13 protein-coding genes are annotated in these 18,083 nt (G+C 46.9%); 5 read left to right on the forward strand and 8 right to left on the reverse strand.

What is annotated here, in order from left to right; genetic code table 11:
• Positions 1-240: 240 nt before the first annotated feature.
• The 3 genes from gluQRS to sfsA all read right to left on the reverse strand — a co-directional run bounded on the left by gluQRS (position 241) and on the right by sfsA (position 2,540).
• Complete coding sequence (gene gluQRS / locus H8A87_RS12095; RefSeq protein WP_198690206.1) at positions 241-1,119, reverse strand: tRNA glutamyl-Q(34) synthetase GluQRS; 879 nt, start codon at positions 1,117-1,119, stop codon at positions 241-243.
• Positions 1,120-1,176: 57 nt separating this feature from the next.
• Positions 1,177-1,632 carry an RNA polymerase-binding protein DksA gene (gene dksA / locus H8A87_RS12100; RefSeq protein WP_047963537.1) on the reverse strand — a complete coding sequence of 152 codons (456 nt, stop codon included), beginning with the start codon at positions 1,630-1,632 and terminating at the stop codon, positions 1,177-1,179.
• Between the two features lie 197 nt (positions 1,633-1,829).
• Complete coding sequence (gene sfsA / locus H8A87_RS12105; RefSeq protein WP_198690207.1) at positions 1,830-2,540, reverse strand: DNA/RNA nuclease SfsA; 711 nt, start codon at positions 2,538-2,540, stop codon at positions 1,830-1,832.
• 135 nt (positions 2,541-2,675) lie between these two features.
• Here sfsA and hrpB point away from each other — a divergent pair, with 135 nt between their 5' ends.
• Positions 2,676-5,159 carry an ATP-dependent helicase HrpB gene (gene hrpB / locus H8A87_RS12110; protein WP_198690208.1) on the forward strand — a complete coding sequence of 828 codons (2,484 nt, stop codon included), beginning with the start codon at positions 2,676-2,678 and terminating at the stop codon, positions 5,157-5,159.
• A 51-nt stretch (positions 5,160-5,210) separates the two neighbouring features.
• Positions 5,211-7,688 (forward strand): bifunctional glycosyl transferase/transpeptidase, encoded by a 2,478-nt coding sequence (mrcB, locus tag H8A87_RS12115; RefSeq protein ID WP_198690209.1) that lies wholly within the window; start codon positions 5,211-5,213, stop codon positions 7,686-7,688.
• Positions 7,689-8,188: 500 nt separating this feature from the next.
• Here mrcB and hemL read toward each other — a convergent pair whose 3' ends face one another.
• A complete protein-coding gene (hemL, locus tag H8A87_RS12120; RefSeq protein ID WP_198690210.1) occupies positions 8,189-9,472 on the reverse strand; it encodes a glutamate-1-semialdehyde 2,1-aminomutase in 1,284 nt (427 codons plus the stop codon).
• Positions 9,473-9,702: 230 nt separating this feature from the next.
• Between hemL and erpA the strand changes: the two genes are divergently transcribed.
• The gene (gene erpA / locus H8A87_RS12125; RefSeq protein WP_198690211.1) at positions 9,703-10,047 is read left to right on the forward strand and encodes an iron-sulfur cluster insertion protein ErpA; all 345 of its coding nucleotides are present in this window, start codon (positions 9,703-9,705) and stop codon (positions 10,045-10,047) included.
• Between the two features lie 80 nt (positions 10,048-10,127).
• Here erpA and H8A87_RS12130 read toward each other — a convergent pair whose 3' ends face one another.
• The 3 genes from H8A87_RS12130 to mtnN all read right to left on the reverse strand — a co-directional run bounded on the left by H8A87_RS12130 (position 10,128) and on the right by mtnN (position 12,687).
• Positions 10,128-11,027, reverse strand: a complete 900-nt coding sequence (locus tag H8A87_RS12130) for a DMT family transporter (protein WP_198690212.1) — start codon at positions 11,025-11,027, stop codon at positions 10,128-10,130.
• A gap of 64 nt (positions 11,028-11,091) precedes the next feature.
• The gene (gene btuF / locus H8A87_RS12135) at positions 11,092-11,961 is read right to left on the reverse strand and encodes a vitamin B12 ABC transporter substrate-binding protein BtuF (RefSeq protein WP_198690213.1); all 870 of its coding nucleotides are present in this window, start codon (positions 11,959-11,961) and stop codon (positions 11,092-11,094) included.
• A gap of 27 nt (positions 11,962-11,988) precedes the next feature.
• Positions 11,989-12,687: a 5'-methylthioadenosine/S-adenosylhomocysteine nucleosidase gene (gene mtnN / locus H8A87_RS12140; RefSeq protein ID WP_198690214.1), complete on the reverse strand. Its 699-nt coding sequence runs from the start codon at positions 12,685-12,687 to the stop codon at positions 11,989-11,991.
• Positions 12,688-12,803: 116 nt separating this feature from the next.
• Between mtnN and dgt the strand changes: the two genes are divergently transcribed.
• A complete protein-coding gene (gene dgt, locus H8A87_RS12145; protein WP_198690215.1) occupies positions 12,804-14,342 on the forward strand; it encodes a dGTPase in 1,539 nt (512 codons plus the stop codon).
• Here dgt and H8A87_RS12150 read toward each other — a convergent pair.
• Complete coding sequence (locus H8A87_RS12150; RefSeq protein WP_198690216.1) at positions 14,326-16,692, reverse strand: ATP-binding protein; 2,367 nt, start codon at positions 16,690-16,692, stop codon at positions 14,326-14,328. The genes dgt and H8A87_RS12150 overlap by 17 nt on opposite strands.
• Before the next feature lie 53 nt (positions 16,693-16,745).
• Between H8A87_RS12150 and rlmD the strand changes: the two genes are divergently transcribed.
• A complete protein-coding gene (gene rlmD / locus H8A87_RS12155; RefSeq protein ID WP_198690243.1) occupies positions 16,746-18,083 on the forward strand; it encodes a 23S rRNA (uracil(1939)-C(5))-methyltransferase RlmD in 1,338 nt (445 codons plus the stop codon).

Raw genomic sequence — 18,083 nt, forward strand, 5'->3', positions numbered from 1 at the left:
AGCAGAATGGTCAGATACGGTGACTGGCCTTTCACTGACTGCCTGTGTGTCGCGTTTTATTCTGTTATCGCGGATTAGCAAATTACGGCAGAAAGTTGCTACTCGGTTAAAAATGGTACACCTCGATAGTGACTAATCAATTAAGTAAGACAAAAAACAGCCGCCAATCATAACTTACTGAACATTTTTTGAGAATGCTTACAGTGCCAATAGAAACACTTTATTTAAATTAGCTGTTGGTTATGTTTTTTTTGGCGGAACTGCGTTTATATTCCAACCAACGATAGCCTGCTGTAGTAGTTGATCTGTGGTGAGATCCAGCCAGCCTGCGATAGTAGGTTGATTCAAAAACGATAACGCATTAATAAGCAATGGCCTTGGATCACTCAGCGGGATCGGTTGGGCATGATTTTGCTTAGAAAATTTATTTCCCTCGCTGTTTAGCACGAGAGGCAAATGCACATAATTTGGCGTTGTAAAATTCAAGTGCTGATACAGAGATAGCTGGCGAACCGTCGGTTCAATTAAATCTGCTCCTCTGACAATTTCAGTGACGCCCTGATAGTTATCATCAATAACAACGACAAGATTATAGGCGAATAAACCATCTTTGCGATGAATGATGAAATCTTCTTCCGCTATTGTCGTGGGTACGGCGATGTAACCCTGCAATTTATCGCAAAAACCGTAAACCGGATAGTGTTGTTTCAGACGAATCGCGGCATTGTGGTCGGATAGGTGTAAATGCCGGCAGTGACCATCATAAAAACCACCCAGTTGTTGAATGTGCTGGCGGGTACAGGTACAGCAATAGCTATTTCCCTGCTGTTTTAATTGATCGAGGATAGCACGATAGGCTTCATGGCGCTGGGATTGATAGAAAACCTCTTCATCCCAGTAAAGGCCGTAATGCTCAAGGGCTTTCAATATCCGACAAGCTGCTCCAGGAACTTCTCGTGGAGGATCTATGTCATCAATCCGCATCAGCCATTTTCCGTGGCAGGCACGTGCTTGCAGATAACTGCCCAGTGCAGTCACGAGGGAACCGAAATGGAGATCGCCAGAAGGAGATGGGGCGAAGCGCCCAATATATGACGAGAAATGTTCAGATTGAGTCATATCAGGATCAATATAGGGGCATACGGCGCCATTCAGCGCCGTATTTAACCCTATGGGTTAGCCAGCCATTTGCTTTTCGCGAATTTCGGCCAACGTCTTACAGTCAATACATAAATCGGCTGTTGGGCGAGCTTCTAAACGGCGGATGCCGATTTCAACCCCACAGGATTCACAATAGCCGAAGTCGTCCTCTTCGACTTTTTTCAGCGTTTTTTCGATCTTTTTGATCAATTTACGCTCACGATCCCGATTACGTAATTCAAGACTGAACTCTTCTTCTTGCGCCGCACGGTCAACTGGATCAGGGAAGTTTGCTGCCTCATCTTGCATATGAGATACAGTACGGTCTACTTCATCCCTGAGTTGATTGCGCCATGCTTCCAGAATCAGCTTGAAATGCTCTAACTGGGCATCGTTCATGTATTCTTCGCCTGGCTTTTCCTGGTAAGGTTCTACCCCAGCGATGGCGAGAATGCTCAAGGACGAGGTTTTACGTTTTTGCCCTTCTTGCATAATGCTTCTCCTTACACACGCACTATCAAACGACCCCCCCAACAGTAGGGAGGAAAAAAATAGGCCGCTATAAATAGCAGATGACTGCGAGGTTGGCAATTGTTCCTGCCATTAGTTTTGCAATGGTGTGAAGGCAACCGTGTTTACTGCCTAAATATATCGCAAAACAGCCCTCATCAGCATGATCTGTTTACAAATTATCCCATTGATAAAAAAGGCAATTTGTCACTTATAACCATCCTGTTTTCTGTCATACTGGCCTTATAACAAATAACTTCGACCCCTGAATTGCATGCTTGTTCCAAAAGAAAAGCATAATCATGGTCAATATGTTTTGCTGCCGCAACCTGACTGATCCCAGAATGTAAAACAGCAAACAACAGGACAGCACGCTGACCTTGTTGTGCTATCAATGATAGCTCACGTAAATGTTTTTGCCCGCGAATTGTTACAGCGTCCGGAAAGTAACCATAATTTTCCTGCGACAATGTCACTGACTTGACTTCAATATAGCAGTCAACTCTTTGTTTTGACTGTAACAATAAATCTATGCGGCTTTTCTCTTTTCCATAGCCCACTTCACGGCTAATTTTCTCATAGCCAGATAATTCCGAAATTACATTTTTTTCAATGGCCTGATAGGCCAAGTCATTGGCCCTGAGTGTATTGACACAAATCCAGTGTCCATCTTGAGTTTGCGTCAGTTCCCAGCTATTCGGGTATTTGCGCTTGGGATTATCCGATGTGGAATACCACACAGTATCTCCTGGTGTAGCACAACCTGTCATAGCACCAGTGTTGGCACAGTGTATGGTGAGTGTTTCTCCTTCTGGCGTGAGGACATCCGCCAAAAAACGTTTATAACGGCGGATTAGGGTGGCGGGCTTCAGGGGCGGTGCAAATTCCATAAATTTTCCTCATAACCAATGGTCGGTAGCATTAATGGGTCGACAGGCTCAATGACCTGAAATTCGATGAAATGAAATCAAAGGTGCTAATGCTACAATGGCACCCATTGAAAGTTAATTCATTATGGTGATCCTTTGTCATTACCCATTTATGACGTAGTGGAGTCAGTGATTACTGCATTGCAAACGTCGAAGCAAGTGTTATTACACGCACCAACAGGAGCTGGAAAATCGACCGGATTGCCATTGGCAATTCTGAAGCAGGCACAATTGGCAGGGCGCATCATTATGCTGGAACCGAGGCGTATTGCTGCACGTAGTGTGGCTGAGCGTCTCGCCGAACAATTGAATGAGCCTGTTGGCATGACCGTAGGCTATCGGATGCGTTCGGAAACAAAAATCAGTGCTGCCACACGCCTTGAAGTGGTGACGGAAGGCATTCTGGCACGTATGCTTCAGCAAGATCCTGAATTGAGTGATGTCTCACTCGTGATCCTTGATGAATTCCATGAACGCAGTTTACAGGCTGATCTGGCGTTGGCGTTGTTGCTGGATGTGCAGGAAGGATTGCGTGATGATTTGCGTATCCTGGTGATGTCTGCAACGCTGGATAACCAGCGTCTCTCCTCTTTATTACCGGATGCGCCAGTGATGGTGTCAGAAGGACGCAGCTATCCGGTAGCGAGATCCTATCATCCCCTTTCTTCTCATCAGCCTTTTGAACAGTCAGTCACCTCGGCGGTATTGCGCTTATTGCAGCAGGAAACGGGATCATTGCTGCTGTTTTTACCCGGAGTCGGTGAAATCCAGCGTGTTCTGTCGCAGCTGGATGGGAAGATAAATGAAGAGACACTATTGTGTCCGTTGTACGGGGCGTTATCGCTGTCAGACCAGCGCAAGGCAATCGCACCTGCGCCAACGGGCATGCGTAAAGTTGTGCTGGCAACCAACATCGCAGAAACCAGCCTGACGATTGAAGGCATCCGGCTGGTGGTGGACAGCGGCCTTGAACGAACCAGCCGATTTGAACCGAAAAGCGGATTGACTCGTCTAATAACTCAGCGCATCAGCCAAGCATCAATGATTCAGCGGGCAGGACGTGCCGGGCGACTGGAGTCAGGGGTTTGCTGGCACTTATTTGGTCAGGAACAGGCAGAAAGAGCTTCGGAACACAGTGAACCGGAAATTCTGCATTCAGATCTAAGCAGCCTGTTACTCTCTCTATTACAGTGGGGATGTCGCGACATGACCCAACTTCATTGGTTGGACAATCCACCACAACCCGCTTTGGCTGTTGCGGAATCGTTGCTGCTAAGATTGGGGGCATTGGATGATAATCAACAACTGACGGCCCGTGGTTGGAAAATGACCGAATCCGGCAGTGAACCGCGTTTGGCGGCAATGCTCTGTTTGGGTAAAGAGTATGCGGACAAACAGCAAGGAAAAACACAAGGCAGCGCAGCATTGGCAACAGCGGCGAAACTTGTTGCCATTCTGGAAGAACCACCGCGCCGTGGACAGCCCGATCTGATTCATTGGATGACTTCAAATCAGCGCCATTGGCAGCAACGAGCCAATCAGCTTATCAGGAATCTTGCGGGCAAGAGTGGGAACGTTAGCCTCGATTTTGTACCTGAATTACTCGCTCTTGTACCTGAATTATTAGTGCAGGGATTTCCTGATCGGATCGCCAAAAACCGTGATAATCTTGGGCGTTTTCAGTTAGCCAACGGCTTAGGTGTGGCTCTGGAACGTGAAGAGCCGCTTTCGGGAGAAACCTGGCTGGTTGCCCCTTCACTACAGCAGGGCAGTAAAAGCCCTGATGCCCGGGTGTTATTGGCTTGTCCATTGAATATTGAACAGACCATGCAGCAATATCCGCATTTGTTTACTGAGCATACAGCCGTAGAGTGGGATGATAGTAAAGGTTCGCTGCGGGCGTGGCGGCGTTTGCAGTGTGGGCGTTTAGTCGTCAAAGTACAGCCTCTGGCAAAACCGTCGGAAGCTGAATTACAGGAAGCTTTGCTGAATTGGGTTCAGCAAGAAGGCTTGTCAGCATTGAACTGGTCAGTGGAAGCATCGCAATTGCGCACACGCTTACAAAGGGCAACAGAATGGCTGCCAGAAATAGAATGGCCCGCAGTTGATGACACCGCTTTGCTGAATTCCCTTGAACAATGGCTGCTTCCTGCTCTGGGAGACGTCACTGATTTGAAAGGGTTACGTCAGGTTGACTTATCAACTTGCCTGATGGGGTTGCTTGATTGGCAGCAACGGCAAATACTGGATAATGAATTGCCTGCTAATTACACTGTGCCAACCGGGAGCAGGATCACTATCCAGTATTTTAATGATAAGCCTCCTGTGCTGTCAGTGAGAATGCAGGAAATGTACGGAGAGCAGCAAAATCCAGTCTTGGCGAAAGGACGCGTTCCGATTGTCATTGAGTTGTTGTCTCCTGCCCATCGACCATTGCAGATAACACAAGATCTTGCTGCATTCTGGCGGGGGGCTTACCGTGAGGTGCAAAAAGAGATGAAAGGGCGCTATCCCAAACACTTATGGCCGGATGATCCTGCTAATACTGCGCCAACACGGCGCGTGAAAAAATATATGTAATCGTGTTTTGATTCATACAACTGCCTTAAATAAACATGTGGAGAATTCGGTATGTCTGATGATGATCGTCAGCCAATCGGACGCAAGGGTAAAAAATCGGGGCTTCGTCGTGGGCGAGCATCAAAAAATCGCGTTCGGCAGGATGACTATGATGATTATGAAAATGATGATTTTGACGACGACGATGAGGATGAAGTCATGACGAAAAAAGGGAAGAATGCCCGCTCACCGAAGAGCCGATCTCCCAAAAATCGGGGAAACTGGATTTTGTGGTTTCTGCTAAAAGTCTTTATTGTGTTGGCAGTGATTATTGCTGCCTACGGTTTTTATCTGGATAACAAAATTCGTCAGCGCATTGACGGTAAAGTCTGGGATTTACCCGCTGCAGTATATGGTCGGGTGGTTAATCTTGAACCGGGCATGAATTACAGCAGGGACGAAATGATCCAATTGCTGGAAGGTATGCAGTACCGGAAAGTGACAAAAATAACCCGTGCGGGTGAATTTGTACTCAAGGGAAACAATATTGAACTTCTGCGTCGTTCATTTGATTTCCCTGATGGTCAGGAAAATCAGATCCAGGCCAGACTGTCCTTTGAAGACAATCATCTTACCCGCATCGAAAACGTAGAAAACCAGCGGCAGTTTGGTTTCTTCCGCCTTGATCCAAAACTGATTACGATGATGCAGTCGGCGAATGGCGAACAACGCCTGTTTGTCCCGCGTGAAGGTTTTCCTGATTCACTGGTTCAGATTTTGCTGGAAACAGAAGATCGTTATTTCTATGAACATGGCGGAGTCAGGCCAATTTCCATTATCCGCGCTGCGTTGGCTAATTTGACTGCGGGGCGTACTGTTCAGGGAGGCAGTACTCTGACTCAGCAGCTGGTGAGAAACCTGTTTCTCTCCAATGAGCGTACTTTGACCCGTAAAGCGAATGAAGCGCTGATGGCAATGTTGATGGATGCACGTTATAGCAAAGATCGCATTCTTGAACTGTATTTGAACGAAGTCTTTTTGGGGCAGAGTGGCGATGAACAGATCCATGGTTTCCCGTTAGCGAGCCAGTACTACTTTGGCAGCCCGATTAGTGAATTAACGCTGGATCAGCAGGCATTGCTGGTGGGGATGGTTAAAGGGGCATCGGTATATAACCCGTGGCGCCATCCTAAAAAAGCACTGGAACGCCGCAATATCGTGCTGAAAATTCTTCAGAACCGGAACGTCATCACGCAAAAGGATTATGACTTGTTGAGTGTCCGCTCACTGGGCGTAAAACCTAAAAGTGAGAGTATTACGCCACAACCTGCGTTTATGCAGTTAGTGCGTCAGGAATTACAGGAAAAGTTAGGTGATAAAGTTAATAACCTGTCGGGTGTAAAAATCTTCACTACCTTAGATCCTGTTTCGCAGGATGCAGCAGAACAAGCTGTGGAAGAAGGTGTTGCTGAATTGCGAAAAGCGCGCAACATTGCTGATTTGGAAGGTGCAATGGTGGTTGTGGATCGCATCAGTGGCGAAGTTCGCGCGATGGTGGGGGGGGCTCAACCACAATATGCAGGATTTAACAGGGCACTGAATGCCCGCCGCTTGATTGGTTCTTTAGCTAAGCCTGCGACTTATCTGACCGCATTGAGCCAGCCAGATAAATATCGCCTGAATACCTGGCTGGCAGATGAACCCATCTCTGTCCCATTGGCAGGAGGGAAAACTTGGGAGCCGAGGAACTTTAGCCGTAATTTCAGCGGCCGATTGATGTTGGTCGATGCTTTGGCGCGTTCGGTAAACATTCCTACCGTCAATCTGGGGATGGATATTGGATTGGATCGCATTGCCAGTACACTGGTTTCAATGGGCATTCCTGCGCAAGAAATCAAACAAGTTCCCGCTATGTTGCTGGGCGCAATTGCGCTGACACCAATGGAAATGGCACAAGAATTCCAGACCATCGCCAGCGGCGGTAATCGCGCAAAACTCTCTGCATTACGCTCTATCATGGCTGAAGACGGTACAGTGGTTTACCAGAGCTATCCGCAGGCTGAGCGGGCTGTGCCGCCACAGGCTGCCTATCTGACACTGTATGGTATGCAGCAGGTCATTGCACGGGGCACAGGCCGCTCACTGAAGGGTAAATATGGTCAATATAATTTAGCGGGTAAAACTGGAACGACGAACGATCTGCGTGACAGTTGGTTTACGGGAATTGATGGTAAAGAAGTCGCGATTGTCTGGACAGGACGTGATAACAATGGCCCAACTAATTTGACGGGCGCGACGGGGGCGTTGACAATTTATCGCCGTTATCTGGAAAATGAAACCCCACTGATACTGAATAACCGTCCACCGGAAGGCATTGTGGATATGTCAGTCAATGAAGATGGCAGTTTCAACTGTGCCGGTACCGGCATCAGAACACTGCCTGTCTGGACTGATGATCCTCAGTCCTTGTGCCAGCAACCCGTGCAACAGCCGATAGAGGATAATGAAGAAGAAGCCCCAGGCTGGCTGCGCGAGATGTTTGGTCAGTAATAAAATGCGGCCCTACCGACATGGAAGTCGGTGGGAAAATCAAAAATTCTCACTCACAGTAAGGAACTGACAACTTCTAGGCAGGTTTTAATGGGTAGCCACATTTCAAGACATGGGAGCTCATTGGGTTTTGCGAATAAAAAATCATATTGTTGATAAAAAGGAATAATTTGACCCTGAGATGAACGATCCACAGCAAGACGAGCCAATTTCACAGCATTAAGTGGATGAGGGTATTTTTTATTCTCCATCAATAGCATTATTGAGAATAATAATCATAAATTGGTAATGTTTCCGTACTGTGGAGTTAATCTGTCAGATAAATATAAAACACTATCGGCACACGTCTCAGCCCACTGCATTTTCGCTGGATGGTGCTGATTTTGCTTGGTGTGTTGGCGGTGATGTCAACCATTCAGGCGATACGGGCTTTGATGTGAGTTTTTACTCAGACGCCACGAGATAGTACGGGATAGTGACGTCTGGGAAAACGGGATAGCTTATTTCAGTTTAGCGAAGCTACGTGCTGCTGCGTCAACAGTACGCTGGATATCGTCATCAGTATGAGCGATAGACATAAAGCCTGTTTCAAACGCAGAAGGTGCCAGATAGACGCCCTCTTCCAGCATCAGGTGGAAAAACTGCTTAAAACGTTCCACATCACACTTCATGACATCCTGATAGCAGGTGACGCTTTCCGCATCAGTAAAGAAAATACCGAACATGCCGCCAACGTGATTAACAACCAGAGAAATACCTGCTGCCGTTGCCGAGTTTTTCAGGCCAGAGGCCAGTTTGTCGGTCAGTTCGCTCAAACGTTGATGAACACCCGCTTGGGATACTTCGTTCAGGCAGGCCAGACCCGCCGCCATGGCGATTGGGTTACCAGAAAGGGTTCCTGCCTGATAAACCGGGCCAATTGGTGCCAGTTTTTCCATGATGTCCAGACGACCGCCAAAGGCACCCACTGGCATACCGCCGCCGATGATTTTGCCAAGAGAGGTTAGATCCGGCTTAACATCGTAATACTCTTGTGCGCCGCCCAGTGCGACACGGAAGCCAGTCATCACCTCATCAATGATCAGCAAAGCACCAAACTCATCACACAGTTTACGCAGACCCGGCAGGAACTCTGGTAACGGAGGAATGCAGTTCATATTACCGGCGACAGGTTCGACAATAATACAGGCGATCTCTTCAGGGTATTTTTCGAAGGCTTCACGGACGGAGTTCAGGTCATTGTAGACGCAAGTCAGGGTGTGTTTAGCAAAATCAGCAGGAACACCCGGTGAATTAGGCTGCCCAATAGTCAAAGCGCCTGAACCTGCTTTGACCAGCAGACAATCGGCATGACCGTGATAGCAGCCTTCAAATTTAATGATTTTGTCGCGTTCGGTATAGCCACGAGCCAGACGAATGGCGCTCATGGTTGCTTCTGTACCTGAGTTCACCATGCGAACCATATCCATGGAAGGGACTAATTCTGTTACCAGCTTTGCCATTTCTACTTCGGCAGAGGTAGGTGCCCCAAAACTCAGGCCACGCTCTGCGGCTTCAATGACGGCATTGCGGATGGCCGGGTGATTGTGCCCCAGCACCATCGGACCCCATGAACCGACATAATCGATATAGGCATTGCCATCGACATCATAAAGATAGGCACCATCGGCACGTTGGATAAAGACAGGCGTACCACCAACCCCGTTAAAAGCACGTGCAGGTGAATTGACACCGCCGGGGATCACATGTTTTGCCTGAGAGTAAAGCGTTTCGGACTGGCTCATTAATAAAAGCTCCTGAAAGATAACGGTACAGATATGGGGATGCCATTCTAAAGCACCCCAATGGGGAAGCCAAATCATCATAATGAGGTGAGGGGGACATTTACGTTGCTACATTTGTGTGGCAAAACTTGAACGAATCAGTCAGGTATTGGATAATCGTCGCTAACTGATCAGAAAGCCTAAAATGACTTTCCGAGAATTTTACCGGAAAACCGGACTGGAGTAAAAATATGAGCGATGATGCTGCATTGCCTTTGCAGTTTACTGATGCCGCAGCCAATAAAGTCAAAGTGCTGGTTGCTGATGAAGATAACCCGAGCCTGCGCCTGCGGGTCTATATTACAGGTGGTGGTTGTAGCGGCTTCCAGTATGGTTTCACTTTCGATGACCAAATTAACGAAGGTGATATGACAATTCAGAAGCAAGGTGTTGAACTGGTTATTGACCCAATGAGCCTGCAATATCTGGTCGGCGGTTGTGTGGATTATACGGAAGGACTGGAAGGCTCCCGTTTTATCGTTACCAATCCGAATGCAAAAACGACCTGCGGTTGCGGCTCTTCCTTCAGTGTCTGATTGAGATGACTAGCCATTGCAATAAATAGCCCCCTTTTTATAGGAGGCTATTTTGCAATATATTGCCGCGATATTCATATTCATGATGAAATCAATTGCGGCTGGCGGGACTTCTTAATAATACTGACCAGCAAGCCAGACATAATGAAAAACGCGCCCAATGATCCCAACCATCCTAAAGTTTCTCCAATGAATAGAAATGCGAACAGTGTCGAAAATAACGGCTCGCTGGTTTCAGTAATCTGCACGCTACTCGCTTCTCCTTTTTCCACCGCCTTAGTTGTAAAGTAAAACCCTCCAATTGAGGGTAGCAGCACAAGCCCCAGAATCATCAGCAATGCGATACCAGAAGGAAGCTGTAACCCTTCCAGCATCGCAGGAACAGCGAGGTAGATAGTGCCGAAACCAAACAACCAGAGCAGTACAGAAACCCCGCTACCGATGTTCATGAGCTTTGAGAGAAAGATAAATAGGGCGTATCCCAACCCACCCAACAATGCCAGCATAATGCCTGTACTACTGCTGGAGGTTTGTTCTGCGAAATTAAATAGACAGTAAACGCCCATAAGGATTAGCACGAACGAGAGGCATTTGTTGATGCCCATTTTTTCTCCCAAAAACAGTGAAGAAAGAATGAGTGTAATGCCACCCGCGGCATAGACCAGAAAAGAGACTAACGGAATGGGAGCTTCCTTAAATGCCCAAGTTTCGAAGAAATACAGGCAAAAAATGCCAAAGAAAGCGAGTATGGCAAATTGAAGGCTTTTATGGCGTAAAGCGAAAAATGTACGTCGCTCAGAAGGTACTATCAGGCAATATACCAGCAATATCAGAAAGGCAATAAAACACTTCCAGAATGCGACCTGATGGTGGCTGAGCCCTGAATTGAGCCCGAAATGGGTCAACACGCCGATTGTGCCGTTAAGCGCGGCGGCTGTTAGAGCATAGAACTCAGCCCTTTGATAAAAGGTGTTACTCATATTTTAAATCCATCTAAATAAGAATGAGAACAACCGAGTGTTGCTCTATTTGTTTTCTCATGACTTATTTTGCTTGATTATCGAAATAATTTAACTGATTGCACAGTTGCCCCGCCGCCAAAACAATTCTTGGCCCCGCACGGCTAAACCAGTCATCATTCAGTACGATGATCCTGATATTCATCTGTGGCTGCCAGAAATCAGCGACCCGCTGTTTTTGTTCTTCCGTTCCGCCCATCACAATCACTTCCGGTTTGCGGGTAAGTACTTGCTCACGGTTAACTTGCGGCCATGGAACTGGGCTGTCAGCAAAAATATTTCTGCCGCCGCATATGGAGACAATTTCGCTTTGGATGGTGTGATTGGATGAGGTAAAAATCGGATTCATGCCAAACTGTAAAAACACAGGTTTAGGATGCGGATTGGCATGGGCCTGTTTTAATTGATTAAACTTCTGGCGAATATCCGTGGCCGATTTTTTAGCCATATCTGGATGTGGGCTATAAGCAGCAAGTCGTTCCAGATCTATTGCAACATCTTCTACTTTTTTCACATCAGAATAAAAAATTGGAATGCCTAAGGCTGCGAGTTGTTCCAGCGGACGTTGGGGATTACCACCACGCCATGCCAGAATCAGATCGGGTTTCAGAGCGATGATCCGTTCTACATTGATGCCTTGCCAGTCAGCGACTTGCTCCAGTTTTTTGGCGGCTTCAGGATAATCGGAGTAAGCACTAACTGCGATAAGCTGATCGCCCAGTCCTGCGGCATAAGCAAGCTCTGTCGTTGATGGAGCAAGACTAATAACGCGGGAAGCGGCCGCGTAAAGTGGAGCACTGAAACCATATAAAAAGCTATATAGAAAACCATATAGAAGGAATGAGAATGCCAGCCAAATGGATCGAGAAGAGGCAGTTTTCAAAAATGATTTCATTATTGATGCTCCACTTTAAATGATGGCTTATTGTTTGCTGAATTCGGTTAGCATGGCATTGACCATCAGAGTGGATTCGCGAGCGGCAACAACCAAAAACTCATCAAAGCTGATATGGGATTCTTGATCGGCAACGTCAGAAATAGCGCGAACGACAACAAATGGTACTTTATATTGATGACAAACATGACCAATGGCCGCAGCTTCCATTTCAACCGCAGCAACTTTCGGGAAGGTAGCTCGAATGCGTGCCAATGGCTCTGAACCATTGATAAAGGCATCACCGCTGCAAACTAGACCACGAACCGCATTCAGATCGAGGGATTGGATACATTTTTCAGCCATGGCAATTAATTGTTCGTCAGCGATAAAAGCAGGTGGGCATTGTGCCATTTGTCCCGGTTCATAGCCAAAAGCAGTGAGGTCGGCATCGTGGTAGCGAACTTCTGCGGAAACCACGATATCTCCTACTTTCAGTTTGGGATCGAGTCCACCTGCTGAACCAGTGTTAATCACGATATCTGGCTGGCAATGTTCAATCAACAAGGTGGTTCCAAGCGCGGCAGAGACTTTACCAATACCGGATTTCAACAAGGCGATATCAACGCCATTCAGTTGGCCGGTATAGATTTCACATCCGCCTCGTGACAATGTTTGCAGGCCTTCGATCTGGTCACGCAGTAAAGTCACTTCTTGTTCCATTGCACCTATTACGCCTACTTTCATTGTGTCATACTCGCTTGTTATTAATGGGCTGATTTGACCGGGAAGTGTATCATTGAATAATCATTTACCGGAGATCCCAATTCTAAATAATCGTTTCATTCGGCATGGGGGGATTAATGTCTAAGATTGATTTCAAGCAGAAGTTGAATTACCAACGTAAGTTCAGTAAATCTTCCATCCACCCTGATGATGAAGATCAAGTGACTCGCCAATTTGAAAGTGATCGTGGGCGGATTATCAACTCAGCCGCCATTCGGCGATTGCAGCAGAAAACACAGGTATTTCCACTTGAGCGCAATGCTGCTGTGCGCAGCCGATTGACACATTCGCTCGAAGTGCAGCAAATAGGGCGCTATATCTCAAAAACGATTATTTCGGAGCTGACAAAGCAGGATTTGCTGAAAAAATATGGGCTAAGTGATCGCTTACTTGCTTTTGAAAGCCTGATTGAAATGGCCTGCTTGATGCACGATATTGGGAATCCTCCATTCGGGCATTTTGGCGAAGCCGCGATTAAAGATTGGTTCTCCCGTCGATTGGATCCTGATTATACGCTAGATACCTCGTCTGATCGCATCAAGCAGGAAGATGGCTGCAAAGTAGCAGAGTTACGCCTGACCGGTGAAGAAAAGAAAGATTTGTTCCGTCGGCAATTACGTATGGATTTATGCCAGTTTGAAGGTAATGCCCAAGCTATCCGGCTGGCGCATAATTTGCTTAAATTGAATCTCACCTATGCCCAAATTGGCTGTATTTTGAAATATACGTGCCCGGCTTATCGCCTTGACGAATCTCCCCAAGAATTCAGTTACCTAATGAAGAAAAAAGGCTATTACTGGTCAGAAGACGGTTTTATCCGTGAATTGAGAAAAGAACTGCAAATGGGGGATTTCTGCCGTTTCCCGCTGACATACATTATGGAAGCCGCAGATGACATCTCGTATTGCATTGCTGATTTGGACGATGCCGTTGAAAAGGGCATTTTTAATGTTGATCAGTTGGTGGAATACCTGAAAAAAGAGTGGGAAGAAAACGATGGTCATAGGAAAGGCGATTTGTTCGAAGCCACCGTGATACAAGCCTATAAGAAAACTGCCAACAACGAAGCACGTCGCAATATCCACGAACAATTTTTTATGTACCTGCGGGTGTTTATTACGGGGAAATTGGTTCCTTATACCGCCAAGCTGTTTATTGAACATCTGCCGGAAATTTATGCGGGTACATTTAACCACGCCTTGTTGGAAGGGGATGGAGATGAACACCGTCTACTGGAAACCTTGAAAAGTGTCACGCGCAAATGGGTCTTCAATCATCCTGAGGTGGAAGAACTGGAATTGCAGGGCTACCGGATTATTACCGGATTGCTGGATGTGTATAGCCCCTTGCTGGAACTGCCCCGGCAGGACTTCATCGAACTGAACCAGAATAATTTTCATAAAAAATATTTTATTGAAACACGCTTGCTGCACAAACTTTCCACCAAGCATCGTTTGGCTTATGGCGAAGCCGTGGAGGGAATTGTTGCCACTGATGAAGCCGAAAAAGATGTCATTGAATTTTACTATCGGGCGCGTCTGATTCAGGACTATATCAGTGGCATGACTGACCATTATGCTTATGAAGAATACCGTAAGTTTATGGTAACGAAATAAGAGGCTTGGTTGCCCTGAGTACATCAGGGGCTGCCACAATCACGTGATTGATTTCATCCAAGAACTCCAGTAATTCCGGCTCAAGATCGGTAATGGCAACATCTTGCTGAAGTTGTTTTTCGACGAATTCGCAAATCGCTTTCAGTTTTGGAACACCGTTGTAGCAGCAACTGCCGTGTAATTGGTGGACATAATGCTGAAAGTGTTTGCGAGTCACCTCTCCATCAGTGGTTAAAACCTGCTCAATCATATTCTTTATTTCAGGTAAAGATTTCACCAGCATTTCCAGCATCTCCCGTGCCAATGATTCTTTGCCAGCGGTTTGCTTCAACGCCATATCCCGATCAATGGCTGGTGGTTTTTTTTGTTGGCTGTACTGATTCAGCAATGTTTTTAGACGATTTTCATCCAAAGGTTTGGAGAGACAGTCAATAAATGGTGTATTTTTTGCTTCGTGGAAGGTATTGGTTTCGCAGCAAGAAAAAGCCGTGACAGCCACAATCGGTGTCTCTTTATGTTGGGGCAATTGATGGATCTGTTCAGAGGTTCGAATACCGTCCATATTGGCCATTTGGATATCCATCAAAATCAGATCCAGAGGGTGTTTTTTCGCCGTTTCCAGTGCTTCCATGCCATTGCTGCACAGCAAGGTATTTTCAACTTGTTCACTCAACAGAGTGCCAATCAATTTTAGGTTAGCGGGATTATCATCCACCGCCATTACGGTCATGGATAAACGTGGTGATACCGAAGGAACTGGCTGATGTTCCGGCAATGAACCGAATAAAAATTCTTCTTTTTCCAGCCAGATATCAAAATAAAACACCGTGCCCTTGGCAACTTCACTGGTGAAATCAACCTCCCCCTTCATTTCATTGACCAGCCTCCTGGTGATGCTCAAACCCAGTCCGGTTCCCCCGTAATGACGGGTTATGCTGGCATCCGCCTGATTGAAAGCTTGGAACAGAATCGGGCGGTATTCCGGTTTGATGCCGATACCCGTGTCAGTCACGGCAAAGTCAATCTGCACGAGGTGATGTTGCTGCTGGCGTAATTTGATCTCCAGCGTCACGCGGCCTTTATCCGTGAATTTGATCGCATTGCCAATCAGGTTAGTGAGTATTTGCTGCAAGCGAATGGGATCACCGATCATCAGGTTAGGCAATCTCTCATCAATATGATGATGCAGCGGAAGGTTTTTCACGTTGGCAGCCGGAGTGAGCAGCTCAATAACCTCATTGACGGTATCCCGCAGCAGGAAAGGTACTTGATCCAGTACTAATTTATTGGATTCCAGCCGTGAGAAATCCAAAATGTCATTGATGATTTTCAGTAGATTATTGGCCGAACGATCAATGACGTACAGGTATTCCATCTGTTGAGACGTAATGGGGGTTTTTAACATCTGGCGGGTAAAGCCAATCACGCCATTAAGCGGCGTGCGCAATTCATGAGACATATTGGCCAGAAATTCTGTTTTAATCCTGACGGCTTCCTGCGCCCGTTTTTTAGCAATGGTCAGTTCAACGTTCTGGATTTCTAACTGCTCCATAGTAATTTGCAGGTCGGACGTGGCCTGATCAATATGGAGTTGCATCTCGTCCTTGTACTTTGAGAGCGATTCTGCCACGGTATTGATACCATTCTGGAGTGCGGACAACTCTCCCGGCATGGCACCTGTCACGCGACTGTTCAATTGTCCCTGCCGGATGCGATCCACGGCTTTGACCATGCAGTTCAGCGGTTGTGTCACTTTGCGAACCAGCGCATGGGCAAACAAGGCTGTTCCCCCCAGACACAGAATCAACAGGATGATTGAGGTGGCGATTTCCTTGTATTGCTGAAGCTGGGCGGCGCGTAAATCCAAATCAATCGCGATATAGCCGATGGGCAGAGTATCGCTGGCGGGATTGTTCCACTGCTGAGAAGAAGGCGTTTCTGAGATAATGGGCATCTTCAAGATGATGCTATTGCCATACTCCGTCTTGGATAACGTCGTTGGAATCGATTCATTAGGGGTGAGTCTCAGACGATTGACATCATATTTTTTATTAGAAATGTCGAATAATTTATGGTGGTTATCAAAAATCGCGATTGCCCTGACGATTTCAGAGTTCCGGCGATGCAGGCTGTTTATCAATGACTTGACTCGCTGTCGATTGTCCAGATTAATACCAACTTCGCTGGCGATGGATAACGGTTCAATAATGCTGATCCCACCGCGGACTATCAGGCTCTTCAACTCGTAATAGCGGTATGAGATAAATGATATACTCACAAGCGTTCCGACCAGTAAAACAGGAACCAATATCAGGCTCATCATACGGGTGCGTAGGCTATATTTGGTCATAGGCGTCCATTGTGGGAAAATCAGAACTCAATTTTTCAAAGTCAGTCAGAATCATGGTGCAATTTTACTCCCCAAATCGTCGTTCCGTAAACCGAGGCATTATTTCCGTTACCGCAGATAACCTTGATGCTCAAGGGCAAGGCATTGCTCGTCATCAGGGAAAAACTATTTTTATTTCAGGATTATTGCCGGGTGAGCAGGCACAGATCCAACTGACAGAGGAAAAACGCCAGTTTGCCAAGGCCAAAGTGGTGAAACGGCTATCAGATAGCCCGTATCGCGTGGCACCTCGCTGCCCACATTTTAAGATGTGTGGTGGATGCCAGCAGCAACACGTTGTCAGCGAGCTGCAAGCCAATACCAAGGCTAGTGTGCTGGAACACCTGATCCAGCGAGAAACCGGCATTGACATCAGCGCACATCCCATTATTCACAGCCCAGAATATGGCTATCGGCGCCGGGCTCGGCTCGGTCTGCAATATCACGCCAAGCAGCGCACATTATTGATGGGATTTCGTCAGAGTCAGACCAACGATTTGGTGAACATTAAACACTGTTCCGTTATGCGCCCTGAACTGGAACAATTATTGCTGCCGTTGTCGCAATGCTTGAATAGCCTGAATGCGGTTAAACGTCTGGGACATGTTGAGTTGCTGCTGGCGGATAATGGCCCATTAATCGTGTTGCGTCATCTTGATCCATTGAAGCACGAAGATAGGGAAACTCTGGGCACTTTTTCGGTGCAGAATAATGTGAAGATCTATTTGGCGGGTGAGGAACAATCACTTGAGCCCTTGATGGAGGGGCAGCCAGCACCGTGGTATCAAGTTGATGGCTTAAAATTAGTGTTCAGCCCGCGGGATTTTATTCAGGTTAATGATGAAGTTAACCAACAAATGGTGTCACAGGCGTTGGCGTGGCTGGATTTGCAGCCCACAGACAGGGTACTGGATCTGTTTTGTGGCATGGGGAACTTTACCTTGCCGATTGCGACTAAAGTGAAGGTCGCAGTGGGTGTAGAAGGAGTTGCTGCGTTGGTTGCGAGTGGGCAATATAATGCCCAACGGAACGAACTTAATAACGTCGATTTTTTTCATGAGAACCTGGAGTCGGATATTCACCAGCAGCCTTGGGCCGCGTTGGGATTTAATAAGGTGTTGTTGGATCCTGCCCGCGCAGGTGCTGTGGGCGTCATGTCACATATTGTAAAACTGGCTCCCGAAAAAGTGGTTTACGTTTCCTGTAACCCCACGACATTGGCACGGGACAGCAAAGTTCTGCTGGAGGCTGGTTATCATCTTGTCAGTGTGCGGATGCTGGATATGTTTCCGCACACCAGCCATTTGGAATCCATGGCGCTATTTAGTCGTGAGCCAATGGCTATCGAGTAG

The organism is Xenorhabdus lircayensis (genome assembly GCF_016306625.1).
Taxonomy (GTDB): domain Bacteria; phylum Pseudomonadota; class Gammaproteobacteria; order Enterobacterales; family Enterobacteriaceae; genus Xenorhabdus; species Xenorhabdus lircayensis.

Excerpts from the sequence above, each read along its gene's own strand:
- mtnN (WP_198690214.1), bottom strand. The coding sequence starts at position 12,687 with ATGAAAGTAGGCGTAATAGGTGCAATGGAACAAGAAGTGACTTTACTG.
- H8A87_RS12150 (WP_198690216.1), bottom strand. The coding sequence starts at position 16,692 with ATGACCAAATATAGCCTACGCACCCGTATGATGAGCCTGATATTGGTT.
- H8A87_RS12130 (WP_198690212.1), bottom strand. The coding sequence starts at position 11,027 with ATGAGTAACACCTTTTATCAAAGGGCTGAGTTCTATGCTCTAACAGCC.
- gluQRS (WP_198690206.1), bottom strand. The coding sequence starts at position 1,119 with ATGACTCAATCTGAACATTTCTCGTCATATATTGGGCGCTTCGCCCCA.
- rlmD (WP_198690243.1), top strand. The coding sequence starts at position 16,746 with ATGGTGCAATTTTACTCCCCAAATCGTCGTTCCGTAAACCGAGGCATT.
- dksA (WP_047963537.1), bottom strand. The coding sequence starts at position 1,632 with ATGCAAGAAGGGCAAAAACGTAAAACCTCGTCCTTGAGCATTCTCGCC.
- hemL (WP_198690210.1), bottom strand. The coding sequence starts at position 9,472 with ATGAGCCAGTCCGAAACGCTTTACTCTCAGGCAAAACATGTGATCCCC.
- btuF (WP_198690213.1), bottom strand. The coding sequence starts at position 11,961 with ATGAAATCATTTTTGAAAACTGCCTCTTCTCGATCCATTTGGCTGGCA.
- sfsA (WP_198690207.1), bottom strand. The coding sequence starts at position 2,540 with ATGGAATTTGCACCGCCCCTGAAGCCCGCCACCCTAATCCGCCGTTAT.
- mrcB (WP_198690209.1), top strand. The coding sequence starts at position 5,211 with ATGTCTGATGATGATCGTCAGCCAATCGGACGCAAGGGTAAAAAATCG.
- erpA (WP_198690211.1), top strand. The coding sequence starts at position 9,703 with ATGAGCGATGATGCTGCATTGCCTTTGCAGTTTACTGATGCCGCAGCC.
- dgt (WP_198690215.1), top strand. The coding sequence starts at position 12,804 with ATGTCTAAGATTGATTTCAAGCAGAAGTTGAATTACCAACGTAAGTTC.